At 65.9% G+C, this 15,662-nt stretch carries 16 protein-coding genes; 7 read left to right on the forward strand and 9 right to left on the reverse strand.

What is annotated here, in order from left to right; translation table 11 throughout:
- Complete coding sequence (dacB, locus tag Q4E25_RS06465) at window positions 1–1,290, reverse strand: D-alanyl-D-alanine carboxypeptidase/D-alanyl-D-alanine-endopeptidase (protein WP_303155333.1); 1,290 nt, start codon at window positions 1,288–1,290, stop codon at window positions 1–3.
- Window positions 1,291–1,373: 83 nt separating this feature from the next.
- On the opposite strand from dacB, the gene Q4E25_RS06470 reads away from it, so the two are divergent.
- Window positions 1,374–1,847, forward strand: coding sequence for an inorganic diphosphatase (locus tag Q4E25_RS06470; RefSeq protein ID WP_303155336.1), 474 nt, complete (start codon window positions 1,374–1,376; stop codon window positions 1,845–1,847).
- 7 nt (window positions 1,848–1,854) lie between these two features.
- On the opposite strand, the gene Q4E25_RS06475 is transcribed toward Q4E25_RS06470, so the two are convergent.
- The 3 genes from Q4E25_RS06475 to Q4E25_RS06485 form a co-directional block, all read right to left on the reverse strand.
- Complete coding sequence (locus Q4E25_RS06475; RefSeq protein WP_303155338.1) at window positions 1,855–2,007, reverse strand: hypothetical protein; 153 nt, start codon at window positions 2,005–2,007, stop codon at window positions 1,855–1,857.
- Between the two features lie 197 nt (window positions 2,008–2,204).
- Window positions 2,205–3,611 (reverse strand): FtsX-like permease family protein, encoded by a 1,407-nt coding sequence (locus Q4E25_RS06480; protein WP_303155341.1) that lies wholly within the window; start codon window positions 3,609–3,611, stop codon window positions 2,205–2,207.
- 15 nt (window positions 3,612–3,626) lie between these two features.
- Window positions 3,627–4,313, reverse strand: a complete 687-nt coding sequence (locus Q4E25_RS06485; RefSeq protein ID WP_303155344.1) for an ABC transporter ATP-binding protein — start codon at window positions 4,311–4,313, stop codon at window positions 3,627–3,629.
- A gap of 109 nt (window positions 4,314–4,422) precedes the next feature.
- On the opposite strand from Q4E25_RS06485, the gene Q4E25_RS06490 reads away from it, so the two are divergent.
- The 6 genes from Q4E25_RS06490 to Q4E25_RS06515 all read left to right on the forward strand — a co-directional run bounded on the left by Q4E25_RS06490 (window position 4,423) and on the right by Q4E25_RS06515 (window position 11,146).
- Window positions 4,423–5,127, forward strand: a complete 705-nt coding sequence (locus Q4E25_RS06490) for a sensor histidine kinase (RefSeq protein ID WP_303155346.1) — start codon at window positions 4,423–4,425, stop codon at window positions 5,125–5,127.
- Window positions 5,120–5,785, forward strand: a complete 666-nt coding sequence (locus Q4E25_RS06495) for a response regulator transcription factor (protein ID WP_303155349.1) — start codon at window positions 5,120–5,122, stop codon at window positions 5,783–5,785. Before Q4E25_RS06490 ends, Q4E25_RS06495 begins: the two co-directional genes overlap by 8 nt.
- Window positions 5,786–5,854: 69 nt before the next feature.
- On the forward strand, window positions 5,855–6,157 hold the full coding sequence (locus Q4E25_RS06500) for a rhodanese-like domain-containing protein (protein ID WP_303155352.1): 303 nt from the start codon (window positions 5,855–5,857) through the stop codon (window positions 6,155–6,157).
- A gap of 62 nt (window positions 6,158–6,219) precedes the next feature.
- Window positions 6,220–6,717, forward strand: coding sequence for a MarR family winged helix-turn-helix transcriptional regulator (locus tag Q4E25_RS06505; protein WP_303155355.1), 498 nt, complete (start codon window positions 6,220–6,222; stop codon window positions 6,715–6,717).
- Window positions 6,714–10,622 carry a Pls/PosA family non-ribosomal peptide synthetase gene (locus Q4E25_RS06510; RefSeq protein WP_303155358.1) on the forward strand — a complete coding sequence of 1,303 codons (3,909 nt, stop codon included), beginning with the start codon at window positions 6,714–6,716 and terminating at the stop codon, window positions 10,620–10,622. Before Q4E25_RS06505 ends, Q4E25_RS06510 begins: the two co-directional genes overlap by 4 nt.
- A 374-nt stretch (window positions 10,623–10,996) precedes the next feature.
- Window positions 10,997–11,146, forward strand: a complete 150-nt coding sequence (locus Q4E25_RS06515) for a hypothetical protein (protein ID WP_303155360.1) — start codon at window positions 10,997–10,999, stop codon at window positions 11,144–11,146.
- A gap of 87 nt (window positions 11,147–11,233) precedes the next feature.
- On the opposite strand, the gene Q4E25_RS06520 is transcribed toward Q4E25_RS06515, so the two are convergent.
- From Q4E25_RS06520 to Q4E25_RS06540, 5 genes are all read right to left on the reverse strand, one after another.
- Complete coding sequence (locus Q4E25_RS06520) at window positions 11,234–12,928, reverse strand: metallophosphoesterase (protein WP_303155363.1); 1,695 nt, start codon at window positions 12,926–12,928, stop codon at window positions 11,234–11,236.
- A 79-nt stretch (window positions 12,929–13,007) separates the two neighbouring features.
- Complete coding sequence (gene ppk2 / locus Q4E25_RS06525; protein WP_303155366.1) at window positions 13,008–13,907, reverse strand: polyphosphate kinase 2; 900 nt, start codon at window positions 13,905–13,907, stop codon at window positions 13,008–13,010.
- Window positions 13,908–14,519: 612 nt separating this feature from the next.
- Window positions 14,520–14,624 (reverse strand): porin, encoded by a 105-nt coding sequence (locus tag Q4E25_RS06530; RefSeq protein ID WP_303155369.1) that lies wholly within the window; start codon window positions 14,622–14,624, stop codon window positions 14,520–14,522.
- A 52-nt stretch (window positions 14,625–14,676) separates the two neighbouring features.
- Window positions 14,677–14,856, reverse strand: coding sequence for a PorH family porin (locus Q4E25_RS06535; protein WP_303155372.1), 180 nt, complete (start codon window positions 14,854–14,856; stop codon window positions 14,677–14,679).
- 275 nt (window positions 14,857–15,131) lie between these two features.
- Window positions 15,132–15,386 (reverse strand): hypothetical protein, encoded by a 255-nt coding sequence (locus tag Q4E25_RS06540; protein WP_303155373.1) that lies wholly within the window; start codon window positions 15,384–15,386, stop codon window positions 15,132–15,134.
- Window positions 15,387–15,662 lie beyond the last annotated feature (276 nt).

Raw genomic sequence — 15,662 nt, forward strand, 5'->3', positions numbered from 1 at the left:
CTAGAACTCGTGGAGGGCGGCGGCCAGGGCGTCCTGCGCCGCGCGCGCGGAGTTGATCTCGCCGCCGTTGACCAGGAAGGTAAAGGCGTAGACCCGCCCGGAGGTGCCCTGCGCGGTGCCGGTCAGCGCCGAGACCCCCGTGAGCGTGCCCGTCTTGGCCTTGACAAAGCCGCGGGCGGGCGAGCCGGTGTAGCGCGTGTAGAGGGTGCCCTCGCCTCCGGCCAGCGGCAGGTAGCCCAGCAGCGGGCGCAGCGCATCCTGCTCGGCGGCCTGGACCATGATCTGGGTCAGCAGCGCCGGGGGAATGCGGTTGTCCACGGAGAGCCCGGAGTTATCGTGCAGGGTTACCCCACTGACGTCGAGACCGTGCTCGGTGAGAACCTCCAGGGTGGCCTGGGCGGCGCCGGTGAAGCTGGCCTCCTTGCCGCGGGCGATGGCCAGCTCGCGGCCGATGGCCTCAGCCATGACGTTATCGGAATCCTTCGCCGCCTCCTGGGCGCGCAGGGCCAGCGGCTCGGACTCCGTGCTGGCGATGACCTCCCCGCCCTTGGGCGCGGCGCCGGCCTCGGCCCGGGCACCAAGGCGCGCGGCCAGGGACTGTGCCGCGTCCACGGCCGGGGTGTGGGAACGAGGGACGTCACCAGTGGTCTGCCCGATGCGCCCGCCGTAGAGCATGAGCGGCTCCATGGGAGCCACGTAGCCGCCGTCGACGTTATCCGGCTCCCAGCCCGTGGCCTGGGCGGGCCCGGCCCACGCGCTGGTGTCCAGCAGAACCTTCTTCACCCCGGGCATGGCCTGCTTGATGTCCGCGGCGAAGGCGTCGAGGCGCTTCTCATCCATCCACACGTCCCCGCTGGCTTTGATGGCCACGGTGTCCTCGCTGGCGCGCATGGCCTCGGTGCGCAGGCGCTCGCCCTCGTCCAGGGCGTAGGTGGCCGCGGCCAGGGTAAGCACCTTAGTGGAGGATGCCGGGGTCAGCGGCTTAGTGGGCTGGCGCTCCCACAGGCTCTCCCCGGTGCTAGTGTCTGCCACTTGCGCGCCGAGGGTGGCCAAGTCCTTGGACTTCTCCTTGGCCACTGCGTCGAGGCGTGCTTTCAGCGCCTGCTTGTTCAGCTCGCCTTCCTCCGTTACCGGCACCACCGGGGTGGCGGGCTGGGCCGCAGCATAAGGCTGGCCGTGGTCCAGGCCCTCGTAGGCGCGTTGAACGGAAATGCCCAGGCCTGCGGCCGCCGCCACCGCGGCGGCGGTGACCACGGCTGCGGAGGTCCACCACACGTGCTTTGCTTTCATCGCCTATCACCCTAGCGCGGCCGGCAAGCGCTGTAGACTATGGGCGGCAATTGATCATTTACTTCCCATTGGAGGACATCGCTGTGAGCGTTGAAGTAACCATCGAGATCCCGAAGGGCTCCCGCAACAAGTACGAGGTGGACCACGAGACCGGCAAGGTCTACCTGGACCGCTACCTGTTCACCCCGATGGCCTATCCGGCTGATTACGGCTTCATCGACCACACCCTGGGTGAGGACGGCGATCCGCTCGACGCCCTCGTCATTCTCCCGGAGCCGGTCTTCCCGGGCGTGGTGGTTGAGGCTCGCATCCTCGGCGTGTTCAAGATGACCGACGAGGCCGGTGGCGACGACAAGCTGCTCGCCGTCATCGACGACCCGCGCTGGGAGCGCTACCAGGACATCGACGATGTGGAGCAGCACATCAAGGACGAGATCGAGCACTTCTTTGTCCACTACAAGGACCTGGAGCCGAACAAGGAAGTCACCGGCTCCGGCTGGGGCGACAAGGCCGAGGCCGAGAAGATCTTGGAGGAAGCCAAGGCTCGCTTCAAGTAAGCCAGCGCTAGCTGGCGCAGGCCTGGCCCAGCCAGGCCTCCAGCTCTTCTAGGCGCGCGTCCGGTTCGATGGGGTCCTCTGCGAACTCCTCGCCGGTACGCGCCTTATCTTTTGCCGTGGTGAGCATGAGCGAGCGCCCGTCGGGGTAGTCGATGACCATGTTCGCCGAGGCATAGCCCGCGGTGGGCCCGCCGAAGCTGCGGGCTCACCCCGGCCACCATGGGGCCCATGTCCCCGCCGTCGTTGCCGCGCAGATCCACCACCGCGGCGCAGGCCTGTGGGTGGGAGGTCAGGCCATGGGCCACCAGCACGCCGAGGACCTGCAGCACGCGTTTCATTGGTTCTCTAATCCTTCCTCTATTCTTTTCTTCTTCCATCCCGCAGCACATACCCGCGCAGCGGCTCCACGGCCAGCAGCGCCAGCAGCGTGGTGATCCACCCGGCGGCCAGGAACCCCAGGGCCAGGAGGATACGGCCCAGGACGTCCACCTCCGCGCCCTCGGCACCGGCGAACATGACCATGCCCTGAAGCGCGCCCACCATGAAGCCCACGAGGCTCAGCGCCACCGCCGGGCCCAGGATTTCCAGCACGTTCACCTTGAGCATGAAGCGGCGGGAGATACCCATGAGATCTAGGGAGCGCAGCAGCTCGCCGTCCTCGAAGACGCCGCTGACCTGGCCCAGGAAGATGGACACCGCCACCACGATAAACCCGAAGGCGAGCGTGAGCAGCGCGCCCACGGAGAGATCGTGGAAGAGGGTAAACACGTAGTCCTCCTCGCGCATCGCCCGGGTCAGGCCGTCACTGCCCAGGGGCGCGCCCACCAGGTAGCCGGCCAGGAAGCCAAAGAAGGCGATGGCCGCCACGCGGCGCCACACCCGCCTGGAGTTCGCCGCCACCCGCTGGCAGGCCACCAGGTGCGCAGTGCCCGGGAAGTTCGCGGCCACCAGGGCGCCGGCCTGCAGGACGTACGGCCCCACCAGGTTGATGCTCATCACGATGACAAAGATGATGCCCACGAAGACGATCATCACGCCCATGCTGGCGCTGAAGCTGAAGGTGGTAAGCACCGCGGTGCCCAGCACCAGCACGCCGAGGAAGAGCCACAGGCGCCAGCGCTTGAGCGCCGAAGGCACCTCGCGTCGCGCCACGCCCAGGGGGCTGACCCGCACGCGCTGCATGCCCGCGAAGGCGGCGAGCAGCGCGACAGCAAAGAGCACCGCCGCCACCAGCAGGTAGCCCCACCAGGGCAGGAGGATCTCCTGTAGCTGGATCCGGCGCTCCTGGAAGCTCAGGTGCGTGAGCGCCGGGGCCACGAGCACGCTGAGCAGCCCGCCCAGCACGATGCCCATGAGCGCTTGCACGCCGGTTTCCAACACCGTCATGCGCACCACGTCCCGCGAGCTCAGGCCCAAAAAGCGCAGCGTGGCCAGGCGGCGCTCGCGGCCGGAGGCCCCCAGCACCGCGGACTGCGCGGTGAGGCTAAACAGTGCTGGCAGCAGGAAGGCGCAGGCAAACAGCGCCAGGTAGAACCAGATATAGAGGAAGCCCTCGATGTCGTTGTACAGCGCGGCCAGCCCGGGGTCGGCGTCCGCGGGGTGCTGGGCGCGGTTGAAGAACATCCACGTGCCGCCGGCCACGAGGAAGGCGATGGTCGAGCCCACCGTCAGGCTCACGATGGCCAGCAGGCTCACCAGCCCGGTGCCCGAGCGCGCGCGGATGGACTCACGGTGCAGATCCAAGGTCAACACGGAGGTTCGCATACTCTCACTCCTCCCCTAGCCCTGCGCGTGCAGGCGCACGTCGTCGTGAATGATGCCGTCGCGGATCTCCACCCGGCGCTGCATCCAGTCCGCGACCTTCGGATCGTGGGTGACCATGACCAGGCTGGCGTCATTGTGGCGCACCACGGTGGTGAGCATCTGCATCACCTCGTGGCCGGTGGTCTGGTCGAGGGCGCCAGTGGGCTCGTCCGCGAAGACCACGGCCGGGTCCGCCGCCAGGGCGCGGGCGATGGCCACGCGCTGGGCCTGGCCGCCGGAGACCTCGCCGGGGCGCCTATCCGCCAGGGCTCCCAGCCCCAGCTGATCCAGCAGTTCCATGGCCTTGCGGCGGGCCTGCTTGCGGCCGCTGCCGGTGAGCATCGCGGGCAGGGCCACGTTGTCCAGGTTGCTCAGCTCCGGCAGCAGCTGGCCGTCCTGGAAGACAAAACCGAAGTGCTGCAGGCGGGTGCGGGAGCGGGCGGCGTCGCCAAGCGCGGAAAGCTCGGTATCCCCAAAGAAGACGCGGCCGTGGGTGGGCTGGAGAACCCCGGACATGCAGTGCAGCAGGGTGGACTTGCCGGAGCCGGAGGGCCCCATGACCGCGACCATCTCGCCGGGGGCGATCTCCAGCGAGATTCCCGCCAGGACGGGCCCGGCGCCAAAGTCTTTGGTGATGTCATGCAATGAGAGTGTCGTGTTCATGGTTCTCATTTCACGCTACCGCGCCCCGCAGCAACACAGCGCTGGCGATGCTCTTTGAGGTAGTGCTGGCACTACCCTCGCGGAAGGGCTCGCCGGTTAAGGTGAAGGAGTGTTCTTTAAAAAGTCGCGCCCCACCACCAACCACGAGGAGCAGCAGGCGCAGATCATCGCCCAGCTCACCGCCTCCCGGCGCGCCATCGCAGATGCCTACGAGGTCGAGCGCGCCCGCATCGAACGCGACCTGCACGACGGCTGCCAGCAATACCTGGTAGCGGCCAGCATCAAGCTGGGCGAGGCCTCCCTCGACGCCACCGGCACCACCGCCGAGCTCATCGCCGCGGCCAAGGCGGATCTGGACGCCGGCCTGGCCTCCCTGCGCGCCACGGTGCACGGCATCCACCCGCAGGTGCTGCAGGATCACGGCCTGGTGGCCGCGCTGGCCGATACCGCCTCCTCCCTCAGCCCCCTCATCAATGTGCATGCGCCCCACCCGCTGCCCGAGCTCTCCCCCAGCGTGCTGGCCGCCGGGTACTTCTTTGGCGTGGAGACCATGACCAACGCGCTCAAGCACGCGCCGGGCGCGCCGGTGAGCGTGCTGCTCTCCACCGATGCCTCGCTGCACATCTCGGTGGTGGACGAGGGCCCCGGCGGCGCCACCATCGTGCCCGGCCACGGACTGGCCGGCATGGTGGAGAGGCTCGACGCCTTCGGCGGTAGCGTGGAGGTCTCCTCGCCGCCGGGCGGGCCCACGCGGGTGAGCTGTTCAATTCCCCTACTACTGGAGCGCGGCCAATCGGGAGTAGCACATGACTAACTTGGACATCGTTATCGCTGATGACTCCGCCTTGCTGCGCGAGGGCGTGGCCGGGCTGCTGGAGCGCCGCGGGCACAACATCGTGGGGCATGCGGCCTCCGCCCCGGAGCTCATCGAGCTGGTCTCCACGCTAGGTGAGGCCGGCCAGCTTCCCGACGTCCTCATCACCGACGTGCGCATGCCGCCCGGCATGAGCGACGACGGCCTCAAGGCCGCCGTGACCCTGCGCGATGCCTACCCGGACCTGGCCATCATGGTGCTCTCCCAGTACGTCGCCCCGGCCTACGCGGTGGAGCTCTTCGATTCCGCCGAGGCCGGCACCGGCTACCTGCTCAAGGACCGCGTCTCCGAGGTGGTGGACTTCCTGGGCAGCCTCGCCATGGTGGCCCAGGGCGGCACGGTCATCGATCCCAGCGTGGCCCAGGCGCTCATGCGCTCCGGGCGCAGCGGCCTGGGCGAGCTCACCCCGCGGGAAAAAGAGGTGCTCGAGCTCATGTCGCGCGGGCAGTCCAACAAGGAGATCGCCGCCAACCTGGTCCTTTCCGCCGCGGCGGTGGCCAAGCACGTCTCCAACATCTTTGCCAAGCTGCGGCTGGATCCCAGCGAGGACAACCGGCGGGTGAAGGCCATCTTGGAGTATCTGTCCGCCCGGCGCTAGCTCTTGTGCGGCTTTGAGGCCGCTGGCGGCAGCACACGCCAGCACCACACACCGCGTACCCTTGACCCCATGAAGAACGTAGAACCCACCCACGTCCCCGAGGGCGCCCAGCTCATCGACGTCCGTGAAGACCACGAATGGAACACCGAGCACGCCCAAGGCGCCACCCACATCCCCATGCACCAGGTCGCTGACCGCCTCGACGAGATCGATCCGAGCAAGGACATCTACGTCATCTGCCTCGGCGGCGGGCGCAGCGCGAAGGTCTGCGAATACCTGGAGCTGACCCAAGGTTGGGAGACCAACAACGTCACCGGCGGCACGCAGGCGTGGAAAGACCAAGGTCTTCCCATGGTTTATCCGCAGCAGTAGCCAATTAGTGGGAAGCCACCCATAATTTACTTTTCTTACTGTGGGCGCGTAACCTACTACGCATGGCTTCTGCACACACTCATATCATTCCGACGGCGCTGCTCGAGTCGCCGTCCTTCCAACTCGAGCGCCTCCGCCGCCGCACCCGCGACGGCGTCGAGGCCGCCTTGGCCACCCGTCAGACCACCATCCGCGAGTACTGGGTGCTCACCTGCCTGGTGGCTGACCAAGCCGCCTCCCAGACCGCACTGTCCTCCACCCTGGCCATTGACGCCTCCGACATGGTCCGGCTCATCGACTCCCTGGAGAACCGCTCCTGGGTCAAGCGCGAGCGCGATCCCAAGGATCGCCGCCGCCAGATAGTCGCCTCCACCAAGAAGGGCGTCAAGGCCCACAAGGAACTGGCCGGGCTCGTCGCGCAGGCAGAGGACGCCGCGCTGGATGAGTCCACCTCCAAGCAGCTCAAGCACCTGCGCAAGCTGGCCACCGCCATCATCGATGCCGATACGCCCGCCGACCCGGACAACCCCGGCGAGAGCTCGGAGGCCCACGCGTCATGAGCGACGAAGAAGCACTTACTACGGTCCCGCCGCAGTACCTGCTCGGCCACGCCGCCCCGCCCACGCGCACACTGTGGGACATCATCACCACCACGGCGCAGACCTACCCCGATGCCGCCGCGCTTGACGACGGCGAAATCCTCACCTATTCAGAACTGATCACCGAGGTCAGCGCCCTGGCCGCCGAGCTGCGCCACAACGGCATCCGCCGCGGCGACAAGATCGGTGTGCGCATGACCTCCGGTAAGCGCGAGCTCTACCTGGCCATTCTGGCCACCCTCGCCGCCGGCGCGGCCTACGTGCCGGTCGATGCCGACGATCCCGACGAGCGCGCCGAGATGGTCTTCGGCGAGGCCGAGATCGACGCCGTCTTTACCGACGAGGGCTTCCGCATGCTGCGCAGCTCCGAGCGCGCTGAGAACCCGGCGGACGCCGACATCGAGGGCCCACTGCCCGAGGACACCGCCTGGATCATCTTCACCTCCGGCTCCACCGGCAAGCCCAAGGGCGTGGCCGTCAGCCACCGCTCCGCGGCCGCCTTCGTGGACGCCGAGGCCGCCCTCTTCCTGGCGGATCACCCGCACGGCCCGCTGGGACCCGAGGACCGCGTGCTGGCCGGGCTTTCCGTGGCTTTCGACGCCTCCTGCGAGGAAATGTGGCTGGCCTGGGGCCACGGCGCCTGCCTGGTGCCCGCCCCGCGCTCGCTGGTGCGCTCCGGCATGGACTTGGGCCCCTGGCTCATCCGCCGCGACATCACGGTGGTCTCCACCGTGCCGACCTTGGCCGGCCTGTGGCCAGCCGAGGCCCTGGACAACATCCGCCTGCTCATCGTCGGCGGCGAGGCCTGCTCGCAGGAGCTGGTTGACCGCCTCGCCACCGAGGAGCGCGAAATGTGGAACACGTACGGGCCCACCGAGGCCACCGTGGTGGCCTGCGCCCAGCACCTCAAGCCCGGCCACCCCGTCTCCATCGGCCTGCCGCTCAATGGGTGGGACCTGGTGGTCGTGGACAAGCAGGGTATCCCCGTGGCCCCCGGCGAGGTAGGCGAGCTGGTGATCGGCGGCGTGGGCCTGGCCCGCTACCTCGACCCGGCCAAGGACGCCGAGAAGTACGCGCCGCTGGAGTCGATGGGCTGGCAGCGCGCCTACCGCACCGGCGACCACGTGCGCCTGGAAGAGGACGGCCTCTACTTCGTGGGGCGCGTGGACGATCAGGTAAAGATCGGCGGCCGCCGCATCGAGCTCGGCGAGGTGGAAGCCAACGTCGCCGCGCTGCCCAACGTGTACAACTCCGCCGTGGCCGTGCAGAAGACCCCCGGCGGCGAGTCCGTACTGGTGGGCTACGTCTCCCTCGATGACCCCGAGGCCGGCTTCGACCACGAGGCCGCCCACGCCCGCCTGGCCGATACCATGCCGGCCGCCCTCGTGCCGCGCATCTGCGTCATGGAGGAGCTGCCCGTGCGCACCTCCGGCAAGGTGGATAAGAAGGCGCTGCCCTGGCCGCTGCCGGGCGTGGGCGTGGACGCCGCTGGCCTGAGCCCCACTGAGCAGTGGCTGGCGGAGCTGTGGGTGGAAACCCTCGGTGTCTCCGTGAGCGACGAAAACGCGGACTTCTTCTCCCTGGGCGGCACCTCCCTGGCCGCCGCGACCCTGGTGGGCCGCATCCGCGAGCGCTACCCCACCGTGGCCGTGCGCGATCTCTACGATCACCCGCGCCTGGGCTCCTTTGCGGAGCTCATCGGCGGTGCGGAGGAGCGCCCGGCCACCAACGAGGCCCCCGCCCGTGAGGTCCGCAAGGTCTCCGGCGGCACCCGCCTGGCGCAGACGCTCATCCAGATCCCGACGATGACGCTGGCCGCCACCTCCTGGCTGGCCTGGCTGCTGCTGGGCTCCAACCTGGCCGCACTGGCGGGCATCGACTGGGCCCTGCACACGCCGTGGTGGGTGGTCATTGTCATGCTCCTCATCTTTGCCACCCCGATTGGCCGCATCCCCATCGGCGGCTTCGGCGCGCGGCTTATCACCGCCGGCATCACACCCGGCGAGTACCCGCGCGGCGGCGCGGTGCACCTACGCATCTGGGCCGCCGAGCGCTGGGCGGATGCCTCCGGCTCGCGCTCCATCGCCGGGGCAACATGGGTGAACAACTACGCGCGTGCGCTCGGCGTGAAGATCGGCCGCGGCGTGGATCTGCACTCCCTGCCGCCGGTGACCGGCTTGCTCAAGCTGGGTGATCATGTGGCCATCGAGCCCGAGGTAGATCTCAGCGGCTACTGGCTCGACGGCGACATCCTGCGCGTGGGCCAGATCAAGATCGACGAGGGCGCGCGCATCGGTGCGCGCTCCACGCTGCTGCCGGGCACCCATGTGGGCAAGGACGCGCACGTCGAGGCCGGCTCCACGGTGACCGGCACCAAGAAGACCAAGGACCGCGCTCGCTGGTCTGGCTCCCCGGCCAAGAAGATTGGCCGCTCCAAGCACCGCTTCCCGGACACCCCGCCGAAGCGCCGCCCGTGGTGGGTGGCCATTTATGGCGCGACCTCCGTGCTCCTAGCCATCCAGCCCATCGTGGCGCTGGGCCTGGCTGCCCTGGTGGTCATTGCGCTCATCCAGGCCACCGGCGGCAACCCGCTGGTGGGCGCCATCTTCTTCGCCCCGCTGGGCGCGCTCGTGGCCTTTGCCTTCTACATGCTGCAGACCTGGCTGGGCGTGCGGATCCTCTCCCTGGGCGTGAAGCCGGGCGTGTTCCCGGTGCGCTCGGCGGCGGGCTGGCGCCTGTGGGCCATCGAGCGCCTCATGGACGAGGCCCGCACCCAGCTCTTCCCGCTCTACGCCTCCCAGCTCACCCCGGCGTGGTTCCGCTCGCTGGGCGCGAAGATTGGCAAGAACGCGGAGATTTCCACCGCGGTCATGGTGCCCAAGCTGGCGGAGGTCAAGGAGGGCGCGTTCCTGGCCGATGACACCCTCATCGGCGGCTACGAGCTCGGCGGCGGCTGGATGCTCACCGGGGAGACCAAGGTGGGCAAGCGCTCCTTCGTGGGCAACTCCGGCATTACCGGCCCCGGGCGCAAGCTTTCCAAGAACTCGCTGGTGGCGGTGCTCTCCTCCACCCCGAAGAAGACCAAGTCCGGCGCGAACTGGTGGGGTTCCCCGCCGGAGCGCATGCGCCGCGTGGAGGCGCACGTTGACGGCGTGGAGGGCGAGTCCCTGACCTACAACCCGGGCTTCAAAGTCAAGGCCGCCCGCGGCGTGGTGGAGACCATGCGCCTGCTGGCGCCCATGACCTCCGCCATGCTGCTGGCCGGGACCCTTGGGGTGCTCTTCCTGCTTGTCGACGCCCTCGGGCTCGGCCTCGCCTGGCTGCTTTCCGGCCTGGTCCTCATGGCCACCGGCGCGGTGGCGATGGGCATCACGGTGCTGGTGAAGTGGATCTGCGTGGGCAAGCACGTGCCGGGGGATCACCCGCTGTGGTCTTCCTTCGTGTGGCTCAACGAGCTGCAGGACACCTTTGTGGAGGCCGTGGCCGCGCCGTGGTTCTTCACCCACAAGCTGGGCACGGGTGAGATCAACCTGGGCCTGCGCGCGCTGGGCGTGCGTATTGGCGGCGGCGCGTGGATTGATTCCTACTGGTTCCCGGAGACCGACCTCTGCGCGGTGGGCACCGGCGCCACGGTGGGCCCGGGCACGGTGGTGCAAACGCACCTCTTCCAGGACCGCGTGATGAGCCTGGACACGGTCACCATCAGCGACGGCGCCACGCTGGCCGCGCACTCGGTGGCGCTGCCGGCCTCGCTCATCGGCTCCACCGCCACGGTGGGCCCGGGCTCGCTGGTCATGCGCGGTGACCGCGTGCCGCACGACTCGCTGTGGCAGGGCAACCCGATTGAGCCGTGGACACTGCCTTAGGCCCCCGCGTCCCGGCCTACCGCGGCACAGTCGCCAGCACCCCTGTTATGCATGTCAGATTACGCACATGCATCACGGGGGTTTACCCGTTTTCCAGTCCTACCCCCGAATTTTGGTAGCTGGATAACTTGCCGCGAAAACCGTTTTCAGCCGTGTTAGCTTGGCCGGGAAACTTTGAACCGTTTCTCTTGTATTCACGTCCCACTAAGGAGCCGATTCACATGATCAGCTTGGCATTCTCCTCCTACGGCCTCTACAACGTCCTGCTGCGCCTGGGCCAGATTGCGCCGATTGCTCAGATCGACGACTTCATCCACTCCATCCACTTCTAAACCCCGCACACTCTCTCACAACAGCACTCAAGGAGCATTAACATGGCAGCTTCCGCAGGAGCCATCATCGGCTACATCACCGCCACCATCTCCAGCCTGGTAAGCCTGGGACTTTCTTCCTTCGGCGTCTACTCCTTCCTCTTGGAGACCGGCCACATGGCCCCGATTGCCTCCATCGAGGGCCTGTTCTAATTGGCCTAAAAAATCGTCGAAGAGCGCTCCGCGTTATGCGGGGCGCTCTCTTTATGTTCTTGAGTTTGGGGCGGGCCGGGACAATTTCTAGCGGCGGAAGTCCTGGTATTTCAGCATGGAGTGTGCCTTGAAGTCCCAGGCCTCGACGCGGATGCGGTCGGCAAAGACTTTGACGCGCAGGCCGGTGGCGGCGTCGTCAGGCAGCGTCTCCTCGTCGTGGTCGCCATCCGGCAGGTAGGCGTTAAGGATGGCGCCCGTGTTCACCACCGGGAACCCGGCCTTGCCCGCGGCACCGGTGCCGTCGAAGCGGTAGCGGCCCCACCAGTTGTTCTGCTCCAGCGAGGAGTGGCTGTGGCTGGTGAACATGATGAGGTTGGTGTACTTGCTCACCACGCGGGAAAGCGCCTCCAGATCCTCGAAGTCGTTCTGGTACCAGGCGGAGTGGGACATCGACACCGTCTGCGGCAGCAGCGGGTGGGTAAAGACCAGCGCGGTCACGCCCTTGCTTTCCCAGTAGGCCAGGCGCGCATCGAGCCAGCTCAGCTGCTCTTCGGACAGGCGCTGGAAGGGCTCTTTGCCTTCGCGGTCCACATCCGAGTAGTACTCGGTATTCACCGAAATGAGCGGCACGCCATCAACGATTACCTCCTTCCACGGCTTGTCCTGCGGGCCATCCTGGCCGGCATTCTCAAGGAAGCGCTTGAGATAGGTCTCGGAGCCCTCGGGCCCGTACATCTCGTGGTTGCCGATGGTCCACAGCTCCGTGCCGGAGACATGCGGGACCTCAGCGTGGGCCGCCAGGAAGTCATCCCACTGCTGTTGGCTGCCGTTATCCACCAAGTCACCGTTGAGCACCAACGCGCCTGCGGGCTCCTCCATGGCGTTGAGCTGGCGCAGGGCCAGCGTGTAGTCCTCCGGATCCCCCTGGATATCGGAGAGCACATCGACGATGGCGCTAGGTTTGCCGCTCAGCTCCGGCAGCGGCTCGGTAACCTCGACGTTATCGACGGCCCACCACCAGTCCTTGTTGGAATCGAGGTACTCGAAGCTCACCTTCATCTCCCGCGCACCGGCAGGAACCTCCACCTCGAGGGCCTCGTGCTTGCTGAAGACGTCCTGGGAAAGCTCGAGCAGGGGGCGGCGCTCGCCGGTGTCGAACTCCGCGACGACCTCCGCGCGCTGGCCGGGCTTGCCCTGCCGGTAGTGGTGATCGAACTCGACGGTGAGGGTGTCGGTGGTGCGCGAGGAGACGTCGATAAGCGGAGTGCTCATGCGGGCATCCATGGAGTCGGTGCCGTTAAGCCGCTGGTGATTGCTCTCGATGATGGCGACGTTATCGTGGGCCTGGGTGAACCAGTGGCGCATGTCGGTGCCCACCGCCCACGTCCACTCGCGGATGGTGGACAGAGTCCAGCCCTTCCAGCGGGCCTCGCCGGAGGTCACGCCCTCGGTGGTGGAATCCCAGCCCTGGGGCAGCGCGTGGGTGAAACCGGTGGGGTTCTCCACGCCGTCAAAGTCCTCCGCAAACAGGACATGGCTGTGCGGGGACTCCGGCTGCTCCTCGCCCGGGCCCGGCCGGGAGGAGGCGTCATCGGAGCTGCCGTGCGTGCTGCCCTGCGAACTGTTCTGGGAGCTGCCGTGCGAGGAGAGCGCCGGGAGCGAGGAAGAGAAAGAGGAACCAAAGGTTAAAGACGACTGTGCGCTAGCGCCGGCCACGCCCGCTACCTGGGTAGCAAGGACCGCGCCGAGCACCAGCGCACACATACGAGAATTTTTTGCCATACAGACATTGCAGAGGATCCACTGGTCACGCCAGTGACGCTGATATTAATTCTCGTTGAACAATCTGAGCTTAAGGGAACTAGTCCCCAATCTGGTCACGGCCGCGCTTGACGATGTTCTCATCCGGCACGCCGACGACCTCATGATCCTTGTTGGTGTACTCAAACTTGGAGAGCACGTAGCGCATCGCGTTAATGCGGGCGCGCTTCTTGTCATTCGACTTAATGGTGATCCAGGGGGATTCCTCGGTGTCCGTGTAGCGGAACTGCTCCTCCTTGGCACGAGTGTAGTCATCCCACTTGTCCAGGGAGGCCAGGTCCATCGGGGAAAGCTTCCACTGGCGTACCGGGTCGATCTGGCGGATGGCGAAGCGGGTGCGCTGCTCCTTGCGGGTCACGGAGAACCACAGCTTGGTCAGCGAGATTCCGGAGCCCAGAATCATGTTCTCCAGCATTGGAACCTCACGCAGGAACTCCGCGTGCTGGGACTCGGTGCAAAAACCCATAACGCGCTCAACACCGGAGCGGTTGTACCAGGAGCGGTCGAAGAAGACGATCTCACCGCCGGCCGGGAAGTGCTGAATGTAGCGCTGGAAGTACCACGACGTGGACTCGCGCGGGGAGGGCTTCTCCAACGCCACGGTGCGTGCACCGCGCGGGTTAAGGTGCTCGTTGAAGCGCTTGATGGTGCCGCCCTTGCCTGCGGCGTCACGGCCCTCGAAGAGAATAATGTGGCGCTGGCCAGTCTCCTTGGTCCAGTTCTGCCACTTCAGGAGCTCGATCTGCAGGGCGCGCTTGGTGGACTCGTACTCGTCGCGCGTCATGCGCTCCTCATAAGGGTAGTTCTCACGCCAGGTCTCGATGGGAGAACCATCCGGCATGATGAGCGCGGGGTCGTCCTCGTCGGAATCGTCGACGACGTAGCCGTCGGTCTTAGCAAGGTCGATCTCAGGAAGTTCGTCGTCTTTGATGTTAGCCATGGGGATAAGTTTACTTGTGAACACTCACTCTGGCGGGGCAATAGCGCCCGCTTGCACGCAATTACCCCCGGTTTTTCCCACCCCATCGCACACCCGCTGCGCCCGCACGGCTAGTTCATCATCACAACTCCGGGTGAGTCTCCCAGCTTCAGAATCCACTCCGGATCTCCGCAATTACGGCGGGGATTGTGGAGCTGGGAGACGCTCCCCGAGTTTTCCGGCTGCCGCAAGACTCCTCGCCCACCGCACGACGCACCTCAGCACAGCTGCACGCGGCGACCGCCCACACTCACGGTACGTTTTGACGGCTAAGCCTCCAAAAGTCACGCTTTTTGAGGGCTTATATGCAAAAACGTACCGCCAGCCCTCCCACTACGCGGCGGCGCAGGCTTCCCTCCCTGCTGTGTGGGCTCCCAGCTGCAAAATCCCCCTCGAAAACGCCCTCCGGGAGCCATCATTTTGCAGCTGGGAGCCCCACACTGAGATTCAGGCGGCTCAGCTCTCGAAGAGAAGGAGGACTAACCACCAAGAAGTCGCCGACTGCACTAAAACGAAAGAACCCCGCTCCACGTGGAGCGGGGTCAAGCAGTTCTGCTTAGTGCAGCGTGCTTCTTAGAGCAGGCCGATCAGGTCAGCAGCGCCGCCGGCCATATCGCCGAGAGCGTAGAAGATGTTGAGCAGAGTGCCGATGATGCCGGAGGAAGACAGGGTTGCCATTATATTTTCTCCTTAAAGGATGGTGGTCTTATTAGCTACGCAGAACGCGTAATTAGTTGTTGGAGGACAGGTGAGCGAAGCCGGAAACGTTCGGCTTGACACCAGACTCGCCGGCCTGAACGGCACCGTCGATGGTGTCAAAGAGGCTAGCGAAGCCCTTGAAGATGTCCTTGAGGCCACCGACGAAGGTGGAGAAGTTGTCGAGCTGGTCGCCGATGAAAGACAGATCCATGGTGATCTCCTACTTGTGAAGTCCGGGAAATTTCTTGCCCAGAAGGTTTGCGATTTTGCAGACACCCTCAGCGGGCGTCACACGGAACATTGTGGCACACCCACGGAGAGTTTCAAACGGTATTTGTCATGAATTTTTCAAGGCTCGTCACCGAACCGTGACCCGATTGAAACCGCGTGGTGATGTGATTCAGAACATGTTTGACGGCTGCGCTATGCCGTTTACCTGCAAAAATAAAATGTGTGGCTGCAGCCAAGAGGTTAAGACTAAATGAACTACGTAACGAGCACATGGCACTTAGCGATTTTCACGGCCTCGATGCGAGGAAATGGAACCGAAAGTTTTTCGAATCCAGGCTGATTTTTGCCCCCATCGGAGGGTGAAATGAGGCCTTCTGACGCCTTGACGTCCAGCACCCGGTCAGATGAAAGACAGACCTCGGCCAGAGGCCGGATAGCAAGCGTGGCGCCCTCAACACGCATATTTTCAGAAACCGGCAGGCCTGCGACACAGGGCATGACGGCCGCCACGCGCCCCCTCCTGAACGCCTTGCGAATGCGCGTGACGAGTCTGTACACGAACCTCGACGAGAAGCGCCAGTAGCGCGCTGGCGTGCAGGTTTAGTCCAGCGGGCGCTTAAGACCATGTAGGGACGAGTTAAAAGAAAGACACTCGCCGAGAGCACGAGTGGGGCGCGATGTGTGCCCGCAGTCGGGGTGTTTAGAAGGCGGAGGCGCCCCCAGGCACGCACAAGGCGCCTCCCCTGACAGTCAGCGTATGACTGCGCAAGGAAGGCGCCTGTGCAC

Source organism: Corynebacterium sp. (genome assembly GCF_030532325.1).
In the GTDB taxonomy this organism is placed as follows: Bacteria; Actinomycetota; Actinomycetes; order Mycobacteriales; family Mycobacteriaceae; genus Corynebacterium.